Below are 19,267 nucleotides of genomic sequence, written 5' to 3'. Positions count from 1 at the left end.
AAAGGAGTGCGCTTGAGCCGACGCGGAGGGATGGTGTCCTGAGATTTGGTGTGGAGCTGGAGGGCAGTGATGAGGTCTCCGGCCGCCATGCGCCGCGGGGCGCGGAATGCCCTGAGACCCCCAAGCACCTCGCGGCGGCCATCGGCGTTCACCGCCACGGCGATGGTGACAGCCACCGAGACGATGCGCCTGTTCCGTCGGAGCTTTACGTAAGCGGCGTCGAGCCGCAGGTGGGGCCAATCGCCTTGATGGGACGCTCCAGGAAAGCCTTCACCCAGCGTGAGCGGCGGGCCAACCGCTACGCGCTTTCCACTTTCCACACCAGCCCCTGCTCCTTGGCGCGGTCGAGCAAATGCTTCACCGACGAGCGGCTCCAGCGCAGGCCGCCGCGCGGCGTGCGCTGCCCCATGCCCTGCAGACGGCGCGCGATGCCGTCCAGCGTGATGCCGGGCTCGGCGAGCGCCAGCCCCGCCACCATCCGCACGAGGTCGTCGCTGTCGATGCGCTTGGGGGCCGGATCGAGGATGTCCTGGCGGACCAGCCCCGCCGCGGCGAGCCGGCGCACGGCGCGGATCAGGCTGTTGGGCGTCCACGGCTTGCGGTCCCACGGCCGGAGCCGGCCCTGCCCTTTCAGCGCGCGCACCACCTGATCCCAGGGCGCCGTCGGGCGCAGGGCCTCGACGGTCGGCAGAAAGGCCTGGGCGTGCGCGACCACCAGATCGTCGCGGGCGGTTTCGCGACCCCGGTGGGCCTTCTCCAGCGCCGCCGGGTCGCGCCGCCGCAGGCCGGGGTTGCCCGGTTCCTTGCCCCGCGCGACCGCCGCCGCCAGCCCGGCGATCGAGCGCTCGCGGATCAGGGCCCGTTCCAGCTCGGCCGCGGCACCGAGAACCTGCAGGGCAAAGCGTCCCTGCGGGCTGGTGGTGTCGATCGGATCGCCCAGCGACTTGAAGGCGATCCCACGCTGACCCAGCCCGTCGATCACCTCCAGCAGGTGGAACAGCGAGCGCGCCAGCCGGTCGATGCGCGCCACCACCAGCGTGTCGCCCTTCTTCAGGCTGGCAAGCGCCTTGGCCAGCACCGGGCGGTCGCGGTCGCCGCCCGACGCGTGCTCCTCGAAGATGACCGAGCAGCCGGCCTGCTTGAGGGCGAGGAGCTGCGAGTCCGTGGACTGCTCCTCGGTGGAGACGCGGGCATAGGCGACGAGGGCCACGGGGCCTCCTGGACGGTTCGGGCGGAAAAATGCCCGCCGGAACCCCTTGTACAGAATGTCGGTTGGTTTTATCCACCCGGATGAACATGGAGGCAGGGCCGGGAACGGCGAAACCACCACCGATCAAAGCCCACCTGAGCGGTTCTGGCGCGCGACAAAATGCCAGTGACCGCCGACTGCTCGGAGGCCGCGGAAGGCGACGAAAGCCCCGCGAAACCAGCTGCGGAATGGATCTGGCGGCGGTGACGGCGGCTCTCGTCCGGAACGGATCATTGGCAGATCAACGACATGGCAGCAATCCAAAGGCCACCCAAGGACGCTTTTCGCATGAACTGCCCGCATTTCGCACGATCCGGTCTGCAAAACGGGGGCAGGGAGGACGTCGAAGCCTTAGGAATCCGGCTTTTCGCACGAACCACCCGACAACGACAGCGCGAAACCGGCTTCTCTAAACGAACCTACCCGGCAACGACATGTGGCAGAACATGGCACCGGTTGCGGAACCAATTCTTTTCTTCAGTATCATCTTCGGTGGCTCCATAGCCCTTGCATCCGGGGGCAGAGTGGTCCTTCGCTCGCTGGCCCAGTCTGTTCATGGCGGAACGGGACACTGCCGCCCAAAGTCACAAGCCCTGGGCTTTTGCTCCCTCCGTCCGGGTCGGTCATCGCCGCAGTGCGATCATAGGATCGGCAAAAAAGGGACCTTGCTCCGTTCCACCCCGATGGCGGCGCATCATCGACCGAACTCAAACTCCCACACGCCCCAATCTCGGCTCCGGCTCCCCAGCCAAGCAGATCGACCAAGGGGCTTATCCAGAACGAACACGCAATCCGCAACGCCCCGATCATCAGCGGAGCCGTGGGCTCCATGGATGATCGGGGCCTGATCTGCGCCGCCGGAGGGCGAGGGTATGCTCAGAACTGGCGGGCGCCGGTGCGGATGCCGGTGTGGATGATGGTGCCGACATGCTCGCCGCGCAGCGCGGCGGTCAGGCGGCCCGGCACCAGCCCGTTGACGACCTGCACACGCTCCAGATGGCGGGCGTTCGCCATCACCTCCAGCAGCGCGCCGTCCAGCGGCAGCGTGCCGCCCCGCGTTGCCAGTTCGGCGGCGGTGGTCTCGCGCAGCAGCTCCGCCGTGCCGCCCTCGGGGCCGTTCGGGTCGGCGGTGTGGATGCCGTCCACATCCTCCACGACGGTCAGCCCGGCGGCGCCCAGGGCGTCGGCCAGCAGGAAGGCGCCGGTGTCGGCCCGGTGCTGCGGGATGCGCGAGCCGGGGAACTCGTGGTGGTGATAGGGCGGGAAGGCGCTGCCCACCACCGCGCGGGCGGCCGACAGATGGACCGCGAGCTGGTTCGCGATGGTCCCGTGCTCGACGTAGGACACGCCGTCCGGCGAGAGCAGCGCGGCCAGGATGTGGCCGTTCTGCCCGGCCTCGGTCGCGGCGAGCGGGGCGAGCGAGCCGACCGGCAGGCCGAGGTCCAGTCCGACGCTGTACAGATGGCGGGCGCGGATGCCGGCGCCGGTCAGGATCAGCAGCCGATGCTCCGGCAGGATGCTGCGGATCTCCTCGACGATCGGCAGGATCGCCTCGTGGCCGCGGTCCATGATCGACCGCCCGCCGATCTTCACGACCTGGAGCCAGGGCAGCAGGCGGATCGGGCGGACGCCGGCGACCGGGGCGGTCAGGCTGCCGTCGAGAAGGGTCTGGCGCGCGAGTGGCGAGGCCACATGCTTGATGCTGTTGGTGGTGTCGGACATGGCGTGTGGTCCTTCAGCGCGCGGTGATGATGGTGCCGACATGCTCGCCGGCGAGCGCGCGGGTCAGGTTGCCGGGGACGAGGCCGTTGATGACCTGCACCTCGCGGACGTGGCGGGCGTTCTTCAGCAGGTCGAGCACCGGGAATTCCAGGATCGAGTCCTGAAGCCCCTTCGCCTTCATCTCGTCCACCGAGATCTTCGGGATGAAGGCGGCGTTCTTCGAGGTCTTCGGGTTCTCGGTGTAGAGCCCGTTCTCGTCCTTCACGTAGATCATCGCCTTGCAGCCGAACTGCTCGGCCACCAGGAAACAGCCGGCATCGGTGCGGTAGGGCGGAATGACGCCTTCGGCGGCGGGGCGCATCCACAGCTTGTAGGGCGGCATGCCGCTGAAGACGACGGCGTTCACTTCGGCGAGGAACAACGGTACCGACGACAAACCGGCGCCGTCGACCGCGGAGATGCCGTGCTTGGCGAGAAGCTGGCCGAGCATCGCGGCGTTCTGGTCGGCGACCGAGCCGCCGAGCTGCGAAAGCAGACCGGCCGGCAGGTTCAGCCCCGCCGCGATCGAATAGAGGTGGCGGGCGCGGGTGCCGGCGCCGGTCCCGATCAGCAGCTTGTGGTCCTTGCGGGCGGCGACGATCTCGTCGACCAGCGGGTAGACGGCGGCGCGGCCGCGGTCGATGACGCTCTGTCCGCCGATCTTAAGCACCGTGGCGTTCGGCAGGATGCGGAAGTCCGCCGCGGCGTCCGCCGCCGCCAGAAGCTGCGCGTCGGTCAGTGACCGTTGCATGAGGAGCGCTTCAAGCTCCGCTGTCGTGCTGGTCATGAGGGGCTGTTCCCTTTCGATTTCCAAGACATGTCCGTCCACCTCGGCAGGCCCGCAGACCTCCCGGCGGGTCGTTCTCTCCCCAGCGGCTTTCAGGAGGGCCGTGCCCGAGTGGAACACCAGCCCGGCACCTGGGCCTTGTTTATCAGCGCAGCGGATTGCCCGACATGGACCCTGCGCACCGCTCGATGCCGAACATGACGGCCGACTCCAAGAACCGATTGCAACGATGGCGATAATATTGGAAGGCGGAAAATGCCGCTTCCCATACCATTCCATCGCCTCTCTTGGGCAGCACTCTTGGATATCGTCCGCAATAATCGCCAACAACGGAAAATTGATAGATCACCGGCTGGGCGTCAATTGAAAAATACAGGCGGGGTTTTGTTCTGGGCGTTATAAAGAAAAACTTCATAACGACTTGATGCAGAGGAGGTGTATGGTAATTACAAGACAAAAAGAATTATCTGAAGCAAATATTGCGTGAAAACTCAGATTGCTCCTGAGGAACAAAGCCGGTGCAGCGATCGGCGGATCACGGCGCGTTTGATCCAAGCGAGAACACGAAGGCGATCTTGTCGGATCGAATTGCGATGTGGCGTCAGTGCTTGGTCCAGCCGCCGCATTGTTCAATGGCGATGCGCCCATGGAATGGCAGATTGAATCGCAACCTGCGGCAATGCCAGGAGCGCTCATGATCGGCGCCGAACGGAATGACCCGCCCCGATGTGTCGTATCGGCTCAGGCGCACGCCACGCGCACGCCGTTCTGCTTCAACGGGACGCCAATCCGCTCGGACTCCGTTTTTCGCATCATCACGGGGGGCAGCCGCCCGCCCAAGCCAGAGCTTCAGGCGCGGCCCGTTACGGCATCTAGGCCATGCCGCGGATCAGCGCGATCTGGCGTTCCAGGCAGCGCGGCAGGTCGAAGCGCTCCACCGCTGTCTCCCGCGCGTTGCGGGCCAGCGGGGCGAAGGCGCCGGGGTCCTCCAGCACCGCGACGGCCTTGTCGGCGATGTCCTGGGGAGAAAAGAAATCGGCCAGCAGCCCGTTCTCCCCATGCCGGATCACCTCCCGCACCGGGGCGGTGTCGGAGCCGATCACCACGCAGCCGAGCGCCATGGATTCCACCATCGACCAGGACAGGACGAAGGGATAGGTCAGGTAGACGTGCGCCCGCGACACCCGCAGAATGGACAGGTACTGGGCATAAGGGAGATGCCCCAGGAAATGGACGCGGGCAGGGTCGAGCGGCACCTCGGCCAGCATGGTCTCCCGCCAGTTCTTCCCGCCAGGGGGGGCCGAGCCGTAGCTGACCTCGTTGCCGCCGGCAATCAGCACATGGGCCTTGGGTCGTGCCTCCAGAATGCGCGGCAGGGCACGCATGAAGCTGGGGAAACCGCGATAGGGTTCCAGGTTGCGCACGGCGTAGGTCAGCACCTCGTCCTGGCGCGTCAGCACCGTGCCGTCCGGCAGCGTGACGCGGACGTCCGGGTCGGGCAGGAGTTGAGCGGTGTCCACGCCGTCGTGGATGACCTCGATCTTCGAATGGAAGGGCGCTGGATGGGAGTCGCGCTGCCATTGGGTGGGGGCGATGCCGCGGTCGCAGGCTTCCAGAGACAGCAGCAGCGGTGTGCTGCGCATCCGCAGACGCAGCACCGTGTCCACATTGACCGGAACCGACGGGTCGAAGCCGACGTCCAGCCCTTGGGCGCGGTAGAAGAACTCGCAGTAGTTCAGATAGGGAATGTTGGGGAACACGTCCTTGACGAACAGGGTCTCGCCCCAGCCCGGATGGCCGACGATGACGTCGGGGCGGAAGCGCTCCTCGCGCAGCCCCATCAGCAGCCGGGCCACGGCCTGGCCGTGCAGCACCGCGTTCTCGGTGGAGATCAGATAGGGGTGCGCGTTCTCCCGCGCGGTGCGGCTTGGCTGGTAGGAGAGGCGGCGCACGTTCGGGATCTCCCGGTCGGCACGCTTGGTGATGAAGACGACGCGATTCGCCGGATCGGCGGCCAGGGAGGCGGCCAGATGCTTGTACTGGCCGGGCATGTTCTGGTGGATGAAGACGATGTTCATGGTGCCTCCGCAGGGGCCGGACACGTGCAGGAATCGGACAGGCGCCGCCGTCAGGCGCGCCCGGCGCCGAACCTCTCCCGCAGCTTCGGCCCGACCTTCGGCAGCAGGACGGACAGGATCAGCAGACTGAGCCCGATGACGGTCGGCGCGATCCAGTCCGGTTTGCCGGCCAGGGCGTGGTCGCCCGCGGCCCCGAACTGCACGAAGGCTACCGTCATCGGCAACTGTCCGATCAGCGATCCGAAGGCGTAGGCACCAAGCCGCACCCGCGTCAGGCCGAGCGCGTAGTTCACCCCGCTGTGCGGCAGCACGGGGACCAGCCGCAGCATGGCGACGGCCCGCCAGCCGCCCGTCTCCAGCCGGCGCAGGATGTCGCCCCAGCGCGCCCCGTCCAGGGCCGGGACCAGCCCGTCGCAGACGTAGCGGGTCAGCAGGAAGCCGGTGGAGGCGCCGATCACGCTGCCTGCCGCCGCCAGCACCCCGCCCCACCAGACGCCGAAGACCAACCCGGCGACCATCGCCATGACGGAGCGTGGAAAGAACAGCAGGCTGGCCAGGATGTGCAGGAGCAGGAACAGGATCGGCGCCGCGGGGTGGTGGCGCAGGATGTCCTGGAGGGCGTCCATCCCGAAGGCCCCATGCCACGCCCACCAAGCCCCGCTACCGCCGAGCAGGAGCAGGACGAGCAGCCCCCGCCCCAGGTTGCGGAGGGTGGACAGGGAAGGCGTGTGGCGTTCGGCCATGGTGCGGGCCTTTGATCCGTCGGATTGGGGTTCGCTGGTCTGGCTTGCATATCACGGGCGCTACCGCACCGCGAGAGACGATCGCGCTCCCGACGGTATGCGTGCCCCGCGGGCGGTGGGAAAGAAAAAGGCCGCAGCCAGGACGGCGCGGCCTTCAAGTCTAGGGAGGAAACGCCCAAAGGGCATCCGGGAATCAATCTATGCTGCATCGCAGCAAAGGTCAAGCCCTCGGTGAGTCCCCATTGCCGGAAATACCCCGCCCTCAACCCACCCCACCGGATCGCAGATATCGGAAAAAGAAAAGGCTGCAGCCGGTGAGGCGCAGCCTAGTTTTGGGAGGGAGGAAACCAAGTGAACTTGGTGAGGCTATTTATGAGCTGATTTGATTAACAGCGCGTAAACAGACGATCTGCTCCGAGGACATACCTATTTTTTGATAAAGATCAGTAAAGCCAAGCTCACGCTTCAGTCTGCAAGAGCCGCCTTGCTGCACGCAGGCCAGCAGCGCCGCGTCACGGATGATCACGTCATGGGTGCCGGCGCGCGAGCGCCGCCCGGATGTCGGCCTGCCACACCATGCTGACCAGGGCGACCTGGGTGAGCAGGGCGATCTCGCCGTGTCCGACGGCGGCCAGAAGCTCCTCCCGCGTCATGAACAGAATCTCCGTTTCCTCCAGGTCGTCCGACAGGGGATCGGCGACCCGGCGGCAGCCTGTGGCGTGGAACATGTGGGACACCGCGCCGCCCTGGTTGGCGTTGACCGTGTAGCCGCCGAGCGCCATCCAGTGGTCCGAGACGAAGCCGGTCTCCTCCAGAAGCTCCCGCCGGGCCGCCTCCAGCGGATCCTCGCCCGGTGACAGATGGCCGCCGGGGAAGGTCAGGTTCACACGCCGCGGACCATGCCGGTACTGGCGGTAGACGATGGCGCGCCCGTCCTCCGTCTCGGCGAAGATGCAGGCGAAGGACGGCATGTCGAACTGGTAGTAGTCCCGGATGACCCGCCCGTCGGGCAGTTCCACCGTCTCGACATGAACTTTCAGAAACGGATCGGCGTCGAGCAGTTCGCGGCTTTCGAGCACAGTCCACGGGCGCAGGCGGCGCGTCATCCCTGGGTCTCCTTCGTCTTATCCTTGCTCACGGCGTGTTCTTGTTCGCGCTGCGCCCTGGGTAACGGGCAGGGGCCGCCGGGGCAAGAAACATGAAAGGGCGGCCTCCGGATTCCGCCATGCCGCGTGCATTCGATAACACTCATAAATCGTTCAGGCGCTTACCAGTCAATAGGGCAAGCGAAAAACCTCATATATGGGATCGCACGAGTTAGAAAACGGCGCGTTATCGACACTCTTGCTCTTTTTGGTAATCTCACTAGGATGGAATGACAACGATCAGTAAAGATTATGCGTTAAATTTTATCCTTATGCTTGTGAAAGCGATGGACCGGTGACCCCAGCCGCACCCCTCCCGAAAGCCGCCCATTGAAAGCCGTCGAAGCCCCATGCCGAGCCTACCCCTCTCAGACCTCCGCCCATCCTCTTCCGCGTCCGCCCCGCCCCACGGTCCGTTCGCCCCCCCTCGCGGCACCGCGCGAAGCGCGCCCGAAAACACGCTGCCAGCCATTGCGCCGGCCATTGCGGATGATGGAGGAGCGCCTCTGCGGGTTCCGGTCCGGGCTGCGCAGGATTTGGCTGCCGGCCTGCTGATCGTGGCCTTCGGGCTGGGCGCCCTGTGGCTGGGGCGCGCCTGGCCGACCGGAACGCTGGCCTATGTGCAATCCGGCTTCTTCCCACGGATGATCGGGCTGCTGATGGTGCTGGCAGGCGCCGTGGTGGCCGGACGCAGCCTTCCGCTTCACAGCACCGCTCTGCCGTCCTGGGCTTGGCGCCCGCTGGTCGGGGTGACGGCGGCGGTGCTGGCCTTCGCCGGAACGGTGGAGACGCTGGGGCTGGTGCCGGCGGTGCTGATCCTGGTGGGGCTCGGCAATCTGGCCGGACAGAGGCTGCGCCCGGTTCCGCTGGTGCTGCTGGGCGGCGCCCTGGCGGCGGGCTGTGTCGCGCTGTTCGTCTGGGGGCTGGGCCTGCCCCTGCGGGTGTGGCCCCTGTGGGTGTCACCGTGATGGAGCTGATCGCCAATCTTCTGCTCGGCCTGTCGGTCTCGCTGTCTCCGGACAATCTGCTGCTGTGCTTCGGCGGGGCGCTGATCGGCACGCTGATCGGCGTTCTTCCCGGTCTGGGACCGACCGCGACGGTGGCGATGCTGCTGCCGCTGACCTTCCACCTGCCGCCGGTCGGCGCGCTCATCATGCTGGCCGGCATCTTCTACGGCTCGCAGTACGGCGGGTCGGCGACGGCCATCCTGGTGAACCTGCCCGGCGAATCCTCGTCCGTCGTCACCTGCCTGGACGGCCACGCCATGGCACGGCAGGGCCGGGCCGGAGTGGCGCTCGCCACGGCGGCGCTCGCCTCGCTGTTCGCCGGGATCGTCACCACGCTCCTGATCGCCGTGGCCGGTCCGCCGCTGGCCGGGGTGGCGCTCGCCTTCGGGCCGGCGGAGTATGTGTCGCTGATGCTGCTGGGGCTGATCGGGGCGGTGACCCTGGCGCATGGGGCGGTCGTGAAGGCCATCGCGATGATCCTGCTGGGCCTGTTGCTGAGCATGGTCGGCACCGACGTCAATTCCGGCGACACGCGCTTCACCTTCGGCCTGCCGCAGCTTTACGACGGCATCGACTTCGTGCCGCTCGCCATGGGGCTGTTCGGGCTGGCGGAGATCATCAGCAGCCTGGAGCAGACCGGCGGTGCCGGGCGGACCACCGCCCCCATCGCCAGCCTGTGGCCGAAGCGCGAGGACATCCGCCAGGCCGTGCCGGCGACGGTGCGCGGCACGGTGATGGGGGCGCTGCTCGGCATCCTGCCCGGGGGCGGCGCCACGCTGGGCTCCTTCGCCGCCTATTCGCTGGAGAAGAAGCTGGCCCGCCGGCCGGAACGCTTCGGCCAGGGCGCAATCGAGGGGGTGGCCGCGCCGGAGGCCGCCAACAACGCCGCGTCCCAGGCCTGCTTCATCCCAATGCTCAGCCTGGGCATCCCACCCAACGCCATCATGGCCCTGATGATCGGCGCCATGACCATCCACGGCATCACGCCGGGGCCGCAGATCATGGTCAAGCAGCCGGAGCTGTTCTGGGGCATGATCGCCAGCATGCTGATCGGCAACGTGATCCTGGTGATCCTGAACCTGCCGATGATCGGACTGTGGGTGCGGCTGCTGAAGGTGCCCTACGGCTATCTGTTCCCGGCCATCCTGGTCTTCTGCTGCATCGGCACCTACACGCTGAACAACAACGGCTTCAACGTCCTGCTGATGGCCCTGTTCGGCGTCCTGGGCTATGTGCTGCGCAAGCTGGAGTGCGAGCCGGCGCCGCTGATGCTGGGCTTCGTGCTGGGGCCCATGCTGGAGGAGAATCTGGGGCGCGCCCTGCTGCTGTCGGGCGGCGATCCCACCGTTTTCGCCACCCGCCCGATCAGCGGCAGCCTGCTGGCCGCCGCCGGTCTCCTGCTGCTCCTGATGGTTCTGCCGTCCGTGCGCCGCCGCCGCGACGAAGCCTTCAAGGACGAGTGAGCCCCGAGCCTTTTTCTTCGCTCCGCCCACCCCGCCTTCCAGAGGATGGACGGCCTTCCCGCCGCGAAAGGTGCCTGCCCGATGACCGTCATCAAAGAATTCCTCCGCCCCGCTCCCGATCTGCTCGCCGCCTTCCGCGGCCAGTCCCCGGCCACGCTGCACGAAGCGATGGGCAAGAAGGGCGCCATGTCCTTTCCGATCAAGCCGCTCTACCAAGGCATGACGCTGTTCGGCACCGCGGTGACCGTGTCCGCGGGCCCCACCGACAATCTGATGATCCACGCCGCCATGGCGCTGACCCGTCCGGGCGACGTGCTGGTGGTCGATTTCAAGGGCATGACCGAGGCCGGCCCCTGGGGCGATGTGCTGACCGAGGCGGCGATCGAGCGGGGTCTGGCCGGGCTGGTGATCGACGGTTGCGTGCGCGACGCCGCGGCCATCCGCAAGATGGGCTTTCCGGTCTTCTGCCGGGGCACCAGCATGAAGGGCACCACCAAGACCCAGCCCACGGGCGACGTGAACACCCCCATCGTCTGCGGCGGCGTGATGGTCATGCCGGGCGACATCCTGGTCGGCGACGACGACGGGGTGGTCGTGGTGCCCCAGGCCGAGGCCGCCGCGACGCTCGCCAAGGCGGCGGAGCGCGAGCGGATGGAGGAGGGCCTGCGCACCCAGCTCCGCGCCGGGCGGACGACGGTCGAGGCGCTGAAGCTGGAACCCGATCTGCAGGCCGGCGGCATCACTCTCTGAGAGGCTGTCGAGAAGAAAACTCAATAAATCTTCCGCTCATATGCCTTTTTGGCAAAGGACCCAAACACGCCGTCGATCGAGGCATGCCACGTCATCACGATGGGGGACGATCGCCTGTGGCCGGAGCGGTCTCCAACAGATTCGACCGATCAGAGCGGGCTGTCGTTTCGAAGATTTTCACGAAAGGAACGCATCGCGGATGTGCGGCGTGGCCGCAAAACCCAACCAACGGCCGCGGCGATCGACCGTCAATCCGTCAAGGCAGCCGAATGCGGCGGCCCGTGCGGCTATGATGGCGGCAACAAAATCAGCGGAGGAAAGCGGCAGACCTTGGTCGATACGGAAGGCGATCTTCTGAAGGTGAGGTGCATGCTCCTACCGGCGGGCGTGCGCCTGCGGTTTCCCGCGATCCAACTCGTCTGGGCAGACACGCATCATCAAGGGCTGAAGACCTGGATCAAGGCCTGAAGACCTGGGCGAAAGACCGGTGCGGTTGGCGAGACGTGGAGAAGAAGCTGTGCCTGGACGGGCAGCCTGCATGACGAGCTGAAAAAGGCTTTTCCCAAGCCTCCGACGATTATGCGCCAACGTCGCCGCACATCGGATGGGGTGGACGCACCACGAAAGGGCGGCTGGCACAGCCGTCTCACATCCATTCCCCTCCCCAAAATCTCTTGAAAATACGGAGTAGGGATATCGATTGCGTCGACATCCTCCTCGCAAGGATCATCTCTTGGTCCAAAGACTAAAGTCAATCTGAAGTGATTAATCACCATAAACTGCTACTATCAATTCATGGACTTATAATGCTAGTCCCGCAGATAAGTATGAGTTATTACTTATTAGGGAATTGCAAGATTATGCCGTGGAAAATCATGTCATATGGCATCCCGCTTTGCCGTAACCGCGAACGATGCGACGGGATGCCAAAATGATCACAACAGAATCCACGGAGAGTTTCCCTTGAACGAAGTCATCATCGCGGACGCTGGGATCGAGGATCTCGACGGGCTGCTCGGCTCCCGTCGTCCCGACGTTCAGGTCACGCTCGTCTCCGCCACCGACGATGTCCACGCCATTCTGGCCGAGGTTCTCGCCCAGCGACCAACCGCTGTCCATCTGGTCGCCCATGGCGAACCGGGGCGGGTCCGGCTGGGCGCCCGACCGCTGGACGCGCAATCGTTGCTCGACCGCTCCTGGCCGGACGCGCGTGGCACGGAGATCCACATCCACGCCTGCCACGCCGCCATGGGCGAGACGGGGCGCCGCCTTCTTGACCGTCTGGCCGCGGCCACAGGCGCCGCGGTCGCGGCCGCCACGGGGCCCGTCGGGCCGGCTGCGCGGGGCGCCTCCTGGCGGCTGGACGCGTGGACGGCGCCGGTGATGGCGGCCTCCCCTCTCGCCGGGGCCGATGGCTGGAACCATGTGCTGGCCGTCACCGGCACCGCGACCACCGGCAACGACACCTTGAGCAGCGATGATGCCGCCGACCTCGTGGATGGCGGGGCGGGCAACGACGTCCTGATCGGCAACGGCGGCAACGACACGCTGATCGGCGGACTCGGCCATGACACCATGGACGGCGGGGCCGGGGCCGACGTGTTCGACGGCGGCGACGGCTTCGACATCGTCACCTACGAGAACGCCACCACCGGCATGGTCATCGACATCGGCAACCCGGCGAACAGCACGGGCGATGCCGCCGGCGACAGCTTCACCGGCATCGAGCGCTGGATCGGCTCCAACTACGCCGACACCATGGTGGCCGGCAACGACCCGGTGTGGTTCTGGGGCCATGCGGGCGACGACGTGGAGATCGGCGGCGCCGGCAACGACACCATGGAGAGCGGCGACGGCAACGACACCGTCTATGGCGGGGCCGGTGATGACCAGATCTACAGCCGTGCCGACAACGACGTGCTCTATGGCGAGGACGGCAACGACCTGATCTACGGCGGCTGGGGCAACGACATGCTCGACGGCGGCGCCGGCAACGACACCCTGTTCGGTGAAGGGGACACCGACACCATGTACGGGGGCGCCGGCGACGACAGCATGGACGGCGGCCAGGGCAACGATCTGATGTACGGCGGCGACGGCAACGACACGCTGATCGGCGGCATCGGTCACGACACCATGGAAGGCGGGGCCGGGGCCGACGTGTTCGACGGCGGCGACGGCTTCGACGAGGTGACCTACGCGAACGCCACCGCGGGCGTCGTTCTGGATCTGCGCAACCCGGCGAACAGCACGGGCGACGCCGCGGGCGACAGCTTCACCAACATCGAGCGCTGGATCGGCAGCGAGTTCGACGACCAACTGGTCGCCAACGACGACGGCGTCTGGTTCTGGGGCCATGGCGGCAACGACGTCGAGATCGGCGGCGCCGGCAACGACACGATGGAAAGCGGTACCGGCAACGACACGATCTACGGCGGCGGCGGCGACGACAGGGCCTTCGGGCGGGCCGACGACGACATGCTGTACGGCGAGGACGGCAACGACCTGCTGGCCGGCGGCGGCGGCAACGACATGCTCGACGGCGGCACCGGCAACGACACGCTGATCGGCGACTGGGGCGTCGACACGATGATCGGCGGCGATGGCGACGACGTCTTTTACAGCGGCGCCCACGACCCCCTGCCGGAGGCCGACGTCATCCAGGGCGGGGCGGGCAACGACACCTTCATCATCGCCGCGCAGAGCGACGCCGGAACCGTGTCCTTCGATGGCGGCGATGGCACCGACACGCTGCGCATCAGCTCCGACAACATTGCCGACCCGGAGAACAAGATCACCACGGCGACGCCGCAGATCGACATCTCCGGCATGATCCTGACCAGCGTGGAAAGGCTGGAGCTGACCGGCAGCGTGCGCCACACGGTGACGATGACCACCGCCCAGGCCAATGGCTTCACCGGCGGCATCACGGGCGCCACCGGCGGCGACGTCTTCACCATCACCGGCACGGCGATGGCCGGCGCGGTCACCGCCGGCGACGGCAGCCAACTCACCGCCGGGCAGGTGCAGGTGGAGACGGTGAACGGCGTCACCCTGCTGCGCATCGGTACGGACGCGACGGCCGGCGCCGATGTGACGCTGCGTTTGGCCGGCAGCTTCGCGGCGAACCAGTTCCAGGTGAGCGGTTCCAGCATCACGCTCATGCAACCGGCCGCCGAGCCGCTGCAGACGTGGCATGGGCCGGACATGAACGGTGACGGCACCGCCGACATCCTGATGCTCAACGCACAGACCGGTGAGCTCAATCTGGTCAGCACGGTGAACGGCACCGTGACCGGCCAAGCGGTCAGCATCGCCGCTCCCGCCGACTGGAGCGTCATGGGGCAGGCGGACTTCACCGGCGACGGCAAGACCGACCTGCTGTGGCGTCACAACAACAGCGGCGATGTCGGCGTCTGGACGATGGATGGCCCGACCGTGACCGGGACGGCCATGGTTGCCAGCGGCATCGATCCCAATTGGGCTCCGGTGGCGACCGGCGATTTCGGCGGCGACGGCAAGGCCGACATCCTGCTGCGCAACAGCCAGACCAACGAAGTCGGGATATGGCAGATGGATGGCTCGCAGATCGCGGGCACCGCGTCCCTGGGCATTGTGGCGCCGGAATGGGAAGTGCTCGGCGCCGCCGACTTCACCGGCGACGGCAAGGCCGACCTGCTGTGGCGGAACAGCACGACCCATGAGCTCGGCCTTTGGGAAATGGACGGGACCACGCTGACGCAAGCCGGAGCGACATCGCTGCAGGCTGGGGGGGACTGGCAGGTCGGCGGCCTCGGTGATGTGGACGGCGACGGCAAGGCCGACATCATTTTCCGCAACCGCACCACCGAGCAGGTCGACATCTGGAAAATGGACGGCTTTACCGCCACCGAAGCCCGGGTCGTCGATGGCGTGTCCAACGACTGGGCGATCGAGGGCGTGGGCGACTACAACGGTGACGGCCGCTCCGACATTCTGTGGCAGCACACCGACGGCACGGTGGCCGCATGGAACTCGGTCGATCAGGGCGGCGCCATCGGCATCGACCCGCGCGTCATCACCACGGCGAGCGGCATGAGCCCGGTTTCCCTGGGCGGCAACATGACCGGCGCAGGCTGAGCGGGAACGGCATTCCCGACGTTGCGAAGGTGCCGGGCGGAGACGCCCGGCATTTTCGCATCCGGCCCTATCGTTCCTGTCCGTGTCCCTTGTGGGCGGGGCCGTTCTGCGGCTTCTATGGCGGTCCATCGCCGGACGGAGAGAGCGAGAGATGGAGCGTGTGGGCTGTGTGGTGGTCGGGGCCGGGGTGATCGGGTTGGCGGTTGCCCGGCGGTTGGCGCTTGCGGGAATCGAGGTGGTGCTCCTTGAGGCGGAGGACGCCATCGGCACCGGCACCAGCTCGCGCAATTCCGAAGTCATCCATGCCGGCATCTACTATCCCACAGGCAGCCTGCGGGCGCGGCTGTGCGTGGCCGGGCGGGAGGCGCTCTACGCCTTTTGCCGGGAGCATGGTGTGGAGCATCGCCGCATCGGCAAGCTGATCGTCGCCACCGACGACAGCCAGCGTCCCCGGTTGGAGGCCATCCGCGCCCAGGCGGCGGCCAACGGCGTGGACGACCTGTATGAGATCTCCGCCGCCGATGCCAAGGCGCTGGAACCCAACCTGCATTGCGTCGGTGCCTTGGTGTCGCCGTCCACCGGCATCATCGACAGCCACGGTCTGATGCTGGCCCTGCAAGGCGACGCGGAGGATGCAGGCGCCATGCTGGCCTTCCATAGTCCGCTGGAACGGGCGCACCGGATCGGTGACGGTTTCGAGCTGGAGGTCGGCGGGGCGGAACCGATGCGCATCGCCTGCACGATGCTGGTCAACGCCGCTGGGCTGGGTGCCTGGAACGTGGCGCGTGGGTTGGAGGGGTTCCCGGCCGGCCTCGTTCCGCCGCGGGTTCTGGCGAAGGGCAACTACTACGCCCTGGCGCGGGGCCGCTCCCCCTTCGCGAGGCTGGTCTACCCGATTCCGGTGGAGGGTGGGCTCGGCGTTCACCTGACGCTGGATCTCGCCGGTCAAGCCCGCTTCGGTCCCGACGTGGAATGGCTGGCCCGGGACCGCTGCGATCGCATCGACTACGCCGTCGATCCCAAGCGGGCCGATGCCTTCTACGGCGAGGTGCGCCGCTACTGGCCCGGCCTGCCCGACGGCGCGCTGGTGCCCGCCTATTCGGGCGTCCGCCCCAAGCTGAGCGGTCCCGGCCAGCCGCAAGCCGATTTCCTGATCCAGGGACCGGAAGCGCACGGCGTCGCCGGTCTCGTCAATCTTTTCGGCATGGAATCGCCGGGCCTGACCTCCTGCCTTGCCATCGCCGGGGAGGTGGCGGACCAGCTGCTTTGACGTGGCCCCCAACCTTGTCCCGGCCCGTGCGCGCCGCTCAGAACGCCTTCAGCTTTTTCCAGGCGAACAGGACCATGCGGAGCAGCAGGAAGCCATGGCTGAAGCGGCTGATCTGGGTTTCGCCATAGGTGCGGTCGGCGTAGCGGATCGGCACCTCGACAATCTTCAGATTCAGCTTGGCGGCGCCGAAGATCAGATCGAAATCGCCGAACGGGTCGAAGTCGCCAAAGTAATGACGGTTGGCCACGATCTTCTCGTAATCGCGCTTCCACAGCACCTTCGTGCCGCACAGCGTGTCGGTGAATCGCGTGTTCAGCAGAAACGAGAAGATCTGCGCGAAGGTCCGGTTCGCCACCCAGTTCAGGAAACGCATCGCTTGGTCAGCCATCGGATAGACCAGACGCGTTCCGTTGATGAATTCGCCCTTGCCCGACGCGATCGCCTGGTAGAACTTCGGCAGGCTCTCCGGCGGCACCGTCAGGTCGGCGTCCAGGATCATCAGGATGTCGCCGCGCGCCGCGTTGAAGCCGGCGCGCACCGCGTCGCCCTTGCCCTTGCCGGGCTGCTTCAGCACCTTGATATCCCAGTCCGGGTAGGCGTCGCGCACGCGCAGGCATTCCTCGTAGGTCTGGTCCCGGCTGTTGCCCTCGACGTAGATCACCTCCAGGTCCGGGCAGAAGCGCGGCAGCCGGCGGATCGCGTTCTCGATGTTGCCGCGTTCATTGCGGCAGGGGACCAGCACCGTGCAGGACGGCGGCGTCGCCGGGCTGCTCTCCGCCACCGCCGGCCGCGCCACCACGTAATTGCGCACGCACAGCCGCCGCACGCCGGGCAGCGGCGCGATCCAACGGTTGACCAGCGTCCCCAGACCGAATCCCCGGCGCGGCACCAACTGGCGCCATTCCCGGCGCACGGGTTCCCAGCCGGCGAGGTCGAGCAGGTTCATGGTGTCGGCGGTGCTGAGCCAATTGTGCTGGCCCTGCGGCATCTTCAGCCCCAGCCGCTCCGCCCAGCCCAGGATCGGCTCCCAGGCGCGGCTGTGATAACTGACGATGATGCGCGTCTGCGGCGTGGAGAAGCGGTGCAGAAGGCGCAGCGTCGCCTCGCAGTCGTCCAGGAAGCCGATGGTGTCCGACAGCAGGATGACGTCGAAGGTCCCCGCGATGCGCGCAAGGTCGGCGGGGTCTTCGGCGTTGCCGACGTGGAATTCCAGGCCGGGGTGGCGCTCGCGGGCGCGTTGGATCATGCCGGGGGCGATGTCGATGCCGACGCCGCGCGAGGGCTTCAGAAAGCCCAGCGTGTCGCCCAGTCCGCAGCCAACCTCCAGCACGCTGGCGCCGTCGGGCACCAGAAAGCGCAAGTAGGCGCGGTCGGCCTCGTGAAAGGCGGCGTTGCGCGCGGCCCAGCGCTCGACCTGTGGGGCCAGCGTCTCGAACAGGGCGCGTACGGCTTCCTGGCGTGGGCTGAGGGGGTGGCTCGCCTCAGTGCCGGAATGGCCATCGGCATGGCTGCCAGGCGCGGTGTCGTGCCGGTCGGAGTGTTCGAGGGTCGTGGGGTTCATGGAAACGTTCCGAAAGCACCGGACCGCGCCTTGCGGCGGCCCGAGAGGCCGAGCCAGAACAGGCCGCCCGGCAGGGAGGACAGGGTGACGGACAGGCCGATCATCAGCGACAGGACCAGAGCCTCCGCCGCGCCGAGGCCATAGAGCGCGAAGCCGGCGACGAAGGCCCCCTCCCGCACGCCCCAGCCGTTGAGCGAGAGGGGCAGCGCCGCGGCGAAGATGGTCATCGGCACGACCGCCACGGCGTCGGCGACCGTCACCGGCAGTGCCAGGGCGCGGGCGTAGGCGACCACCGCGGCGACGGTGCAGACATGCACGACCACGCTGTGCAGCAGGCCGCTCAATGCAGCCCGGCTCAGCAGCGCCGCGCGCAGGCGGGCAACCTGCGCCTGCAGCGCGAGAACGGGCGGACGCCTGGCGAAGGACGGCAGGGGAATGCGGTCCGCCTGGATGCCGGCGACCAGCCCTCCCAGCAGCAGGAAAGCGGCGAACGGGCCGGCCCAGGCGACGGCCGGCGGCGCGGCGGCGACAAGGTGCGGCAGGCCGACGAACAGCAGCGCGATGCAGCCGACCAGAGCGAGCAGCCGGTCCATGACCAAGGCGAGGACGACGGCCGACGAGGACAGGCCGCCGCGGTAGGTCAGCCAGCCGCGCACCACGTCCCCCCCAAGCGCCCCCGGCAGCACCTGGCCGAAGAACAGCCCGGTGAACATCAGGCGCAACGCCAACCCATGCGAGACACGCTCCCCCGCCGCGCGCAGGGAGTCGCGCCAGCGTTCCCCGGCGCAGACCGCGGCCAGGATCTTGGCCAGAAAGCCGGCGGCCAGCCATGCCGGGTCGGCACCGGCGATGCGTGCCAGCACGCCACTCCAGTCCGCGCTGGAAGCGAGAAAGCCGAGCACGGCAATCGTCACCGCCAGCTTGGCACCCAGCATCCAGCGCCCGCCCGGCTTCGGCGCGGGCAGCGCGACCGGCTCCGTCGTGGAAAGGCTGACGTCGTGACTGCTCAAAACACCCAAAGCCCCGAAAAATGGCCGGGCACTCTACCGTTTTGCCTAGCCTGCGTCCATAAGCATCCATTCTGGCGTTATGACCACCGGAAGCGCCGCAATGCCCCGGAAAAGCCATGAGCATTGCGTTCGGGCAGACAGGGAACTGGGCGTGAAGGCGCCCATGTCCCGGCTTATCCGGCTCCGGCGAGGGTCCCGGCCATGCGGACGGGGGTCCAGCCGGCGGCGTTGGCGATGATGCGCGGCTCGATGCCGATGGCGCCGTTCTGGTCGAAGGAGCGCCAGGCGGCGATGGTGTCGTCGTTGCTGTTGCGCCACAGCACG

General features: G+C 67.3%; 15 protein-coding genes and 1 pseudogene. 6 read left to right on the top strand and 10 right to left on the bottom strand.

The features are described from left to right. Positions 1–119: 119 nt before the first annotated feature. The 8 genes and pseudogenes from ACFPMG_RS11390 to ACFPMG_RS11355 all read right to left on the bottom strand — a co-directional run. Positions 120–274, bottom strand: a pseudogene (locus ACFPMG_RS11390) (transposase); the annotation flags it as partial. Positions 275–298: 24 nt separating this feature from the next. After that, positions 299–1,210: a recombinase family protein gene (locus tag ACFPMG_RS11385; protein ID WP_376995242.1), complete on the bottom strand. Its 912-nt coding sequence runs from the start codon at positions 1,208–1,210 to the stop codon at positions 299–301. Positions 1,211–2,125: 915 nt separating this feature from the next. After that, on the bottom strand, positions 2,126–2,971 hold the full coding sequence (locus tag ACFPMG_RS11380) for an amino acid kinase family protein (protein ID WP_376995241.1): 846 nt from the start codon (positions 2,969–2,971) through the stop codon (positions 2,126–2,128). Positions 2,972–2,984: 13 nt separating this feature from the next. Further along, entirely contained in the window at positions 2,985–3,797 is an 813-nt protein-coding gene (locus ACFPMG_RS11375) for an amino acid kinase family protein (RefSeq protein ID WP_376995240.1), read from the bottom strand. A gap of 872 nt (positions 3,798–4,669) precedes the next feature. Next, positions 4,670–5,875 carry a glycosyltransferase family 4 protein gene (locus tag ACFPMG_RS11370; RefSeq protein WP_376995239.1) on the bottom strand — a complete coding sequence of 402 codons (1,206 nt, stop codon included), beginning with the start codon at positions 5,873–5,875 and terminating at the stop codon, positions 4,670–4,672. 50 nt (positions 5,876–5,925) lie between these two features. Beyond that, positions 5,926–6,618 (bottom strand): TVP38/TMEM64 family protein, encoded by a 693-nt coding sequence (locus tag ACFPMG_RS11365; RefSeq protein ID WP_376995238.1) that lies wholly within the window; start codon positions 6,616–6,618, stop codon positions 5,926–5,928. A gap of 370 nt (positions 6,619–6,988) precedes the next feature. Continuing rightward, complete coding sequence (locus ACFPMG_RS11360) at positions 6,989–7,144, bottom strand: hypothetical protein (protein WP_376995237.1); 156 nt, start codon at positions 7,142–7,144, stop codon at positions 6,989–6,991. 1 nt (position 7,145) lies between these two features. Continuing rightward, positions 7,146–7,724 (bottom strand): NUDIX hydrolase, encoded by a 579-nt coding sequence (locus ACFPMG_RS11355; RefSeq protein WP_376995236.1) that lies wholly within the window; start codon positions 7,722–7,724, stop codon positions 7,146–7,148. A 575-nt stretch (positions 7,725–8,299) separates the two neighbouring features. Between ACFPMG_RS11355 and ACFPMG_RS11350 the strand changes: the two genes are divergently transcribed. The 6 genes from ACFPMG_RS11350 (at position 8,300) to ACFPMG_RS11325 (ending at position 16,372) form a co-directional block, all read left to right on the top strand. After that, on the top strand, positions 8,300–8,731 hold the full coding sequence (locus tag ACFPMG_RS11350; protein ID WP_376995235.1) for a tripartite tricarboxylate transporter TctB family protein: 432 nt from the start codon (positions 8,300–8,302) through the stop codon (positions 8,729–8,731). Then, positions 8,731–10,233: a tripartite tricarboxylate transporter permease gene (locus tag ACFPMG_RS11345; protein ID WP_376995234.1), complete on the top strand. Its 1,503-nt coding sequence runs from the start codon at positions 8,731–8,733 to the stop codon at positions 10,231–10,233. Before ACFPMG_RS11350 ends, ACFPMG_RS11345 begins: the two co-directional genes overlap by 1 nt. Before the next feature lie 81 nt (positions 10,234–10,314). Then, positions 10,315–10,983 carry a 4-carboxy-4-hydroxy-2-oxoadipate aldolase/oxaloacetate decarboxylase gene (locus tag ACFPMG_RS11340; RefSeq protein WP_376995233.1) on the top strand — a complete coding sequence of 223 codons (669 nt, stop codon included), beginning with the start codon at positions 10,315–10,317 and terminating at the stop codon, positions 10,981–10,983. A gap of 99 nt (positions 10,984–11,082) precedes the next feature. After that, complete coding sequence (locus ACFPMG_RS11335) at positions 11,083–11,451, top strand: hypothetical protein (RefSeq protein ID WP_376995232.1); 369 nt, start codon at positions 11,083–11,085, stop codon at positions 11,449–11,451. 495 nt (positions 11,452–11,946) lie between these two features. Continuing rightward, complete coding sequence (locus ACFPMG_RS11330) at positions 11,947–15,102, top strand: FG-GAP-like repeat-containing protein (protein WP_376995231.1); 3,156 nt, start codon at positions 11,947–11,949, stop codon at positions 15,100–15,102. A gap of 151 nt (positions 15,103–15,253) precedes the next feature. Continuing rightward, a complete protein-coding gene (locus tag ACFPMG_RS11325) occupies positions 15,254–16,372 on the top strand; it encodes an NAD(P)/FAD-dependent oxidoreductase (protein WP_376995230.1) in 1,119 nt (372 codons plus the stop codon). A 37-nt stretch (positions 16,373–16,409) separates the two neighbouring features. Here the strand turns inward: ACFPMG_RS11325 and ACFPMG_RS11320 are convergent, their stop codons facing one another. Together ACFPMG_RS11320 and ACFPMG_RS11315 are read right to left on the bottom strand one after the other, a co-directional pair. Next, a complete protein-coding gene (locus tag ACFPMG_RS11320; protein ID WP_376995229.1) occupies positions 16,410–17,933 on the bottom strand; it encodes a glycosyltransferase in 1,524 nt (507 codons plus the stop codon). Then, a complete protein-coding gene (locus ACFPMG_RS11315; protein WP_376995228.1) occupies positions 17,930–18,943 on the bottom strand; it encodes a lysylphosphatidylglycerol synthase transmembrane domain-containing protein in 1,014 nt (337 codons plus the stop codon). Before ACFPMG_RS11315 ends, ACFPMG_RS11320 begins: the two co-directional genes overlap by 4 nt. Positions 18,944–19,267 lie beyond the last annotated feature (324 nt).

This window comes from Azospirillum himalayense, assembly GCF_042657465.1.
GTDB classification, from domain to species: domain Bacteria; phylum Pseudomonadota; class Alphaproteobacteria; order Azospirillales; family Azospirillaceae; genus Azospirillum; species Azospirillum himalayense.
This window is presented reverse-complemented; position numbering and strand designations above follow the sequence as displayed.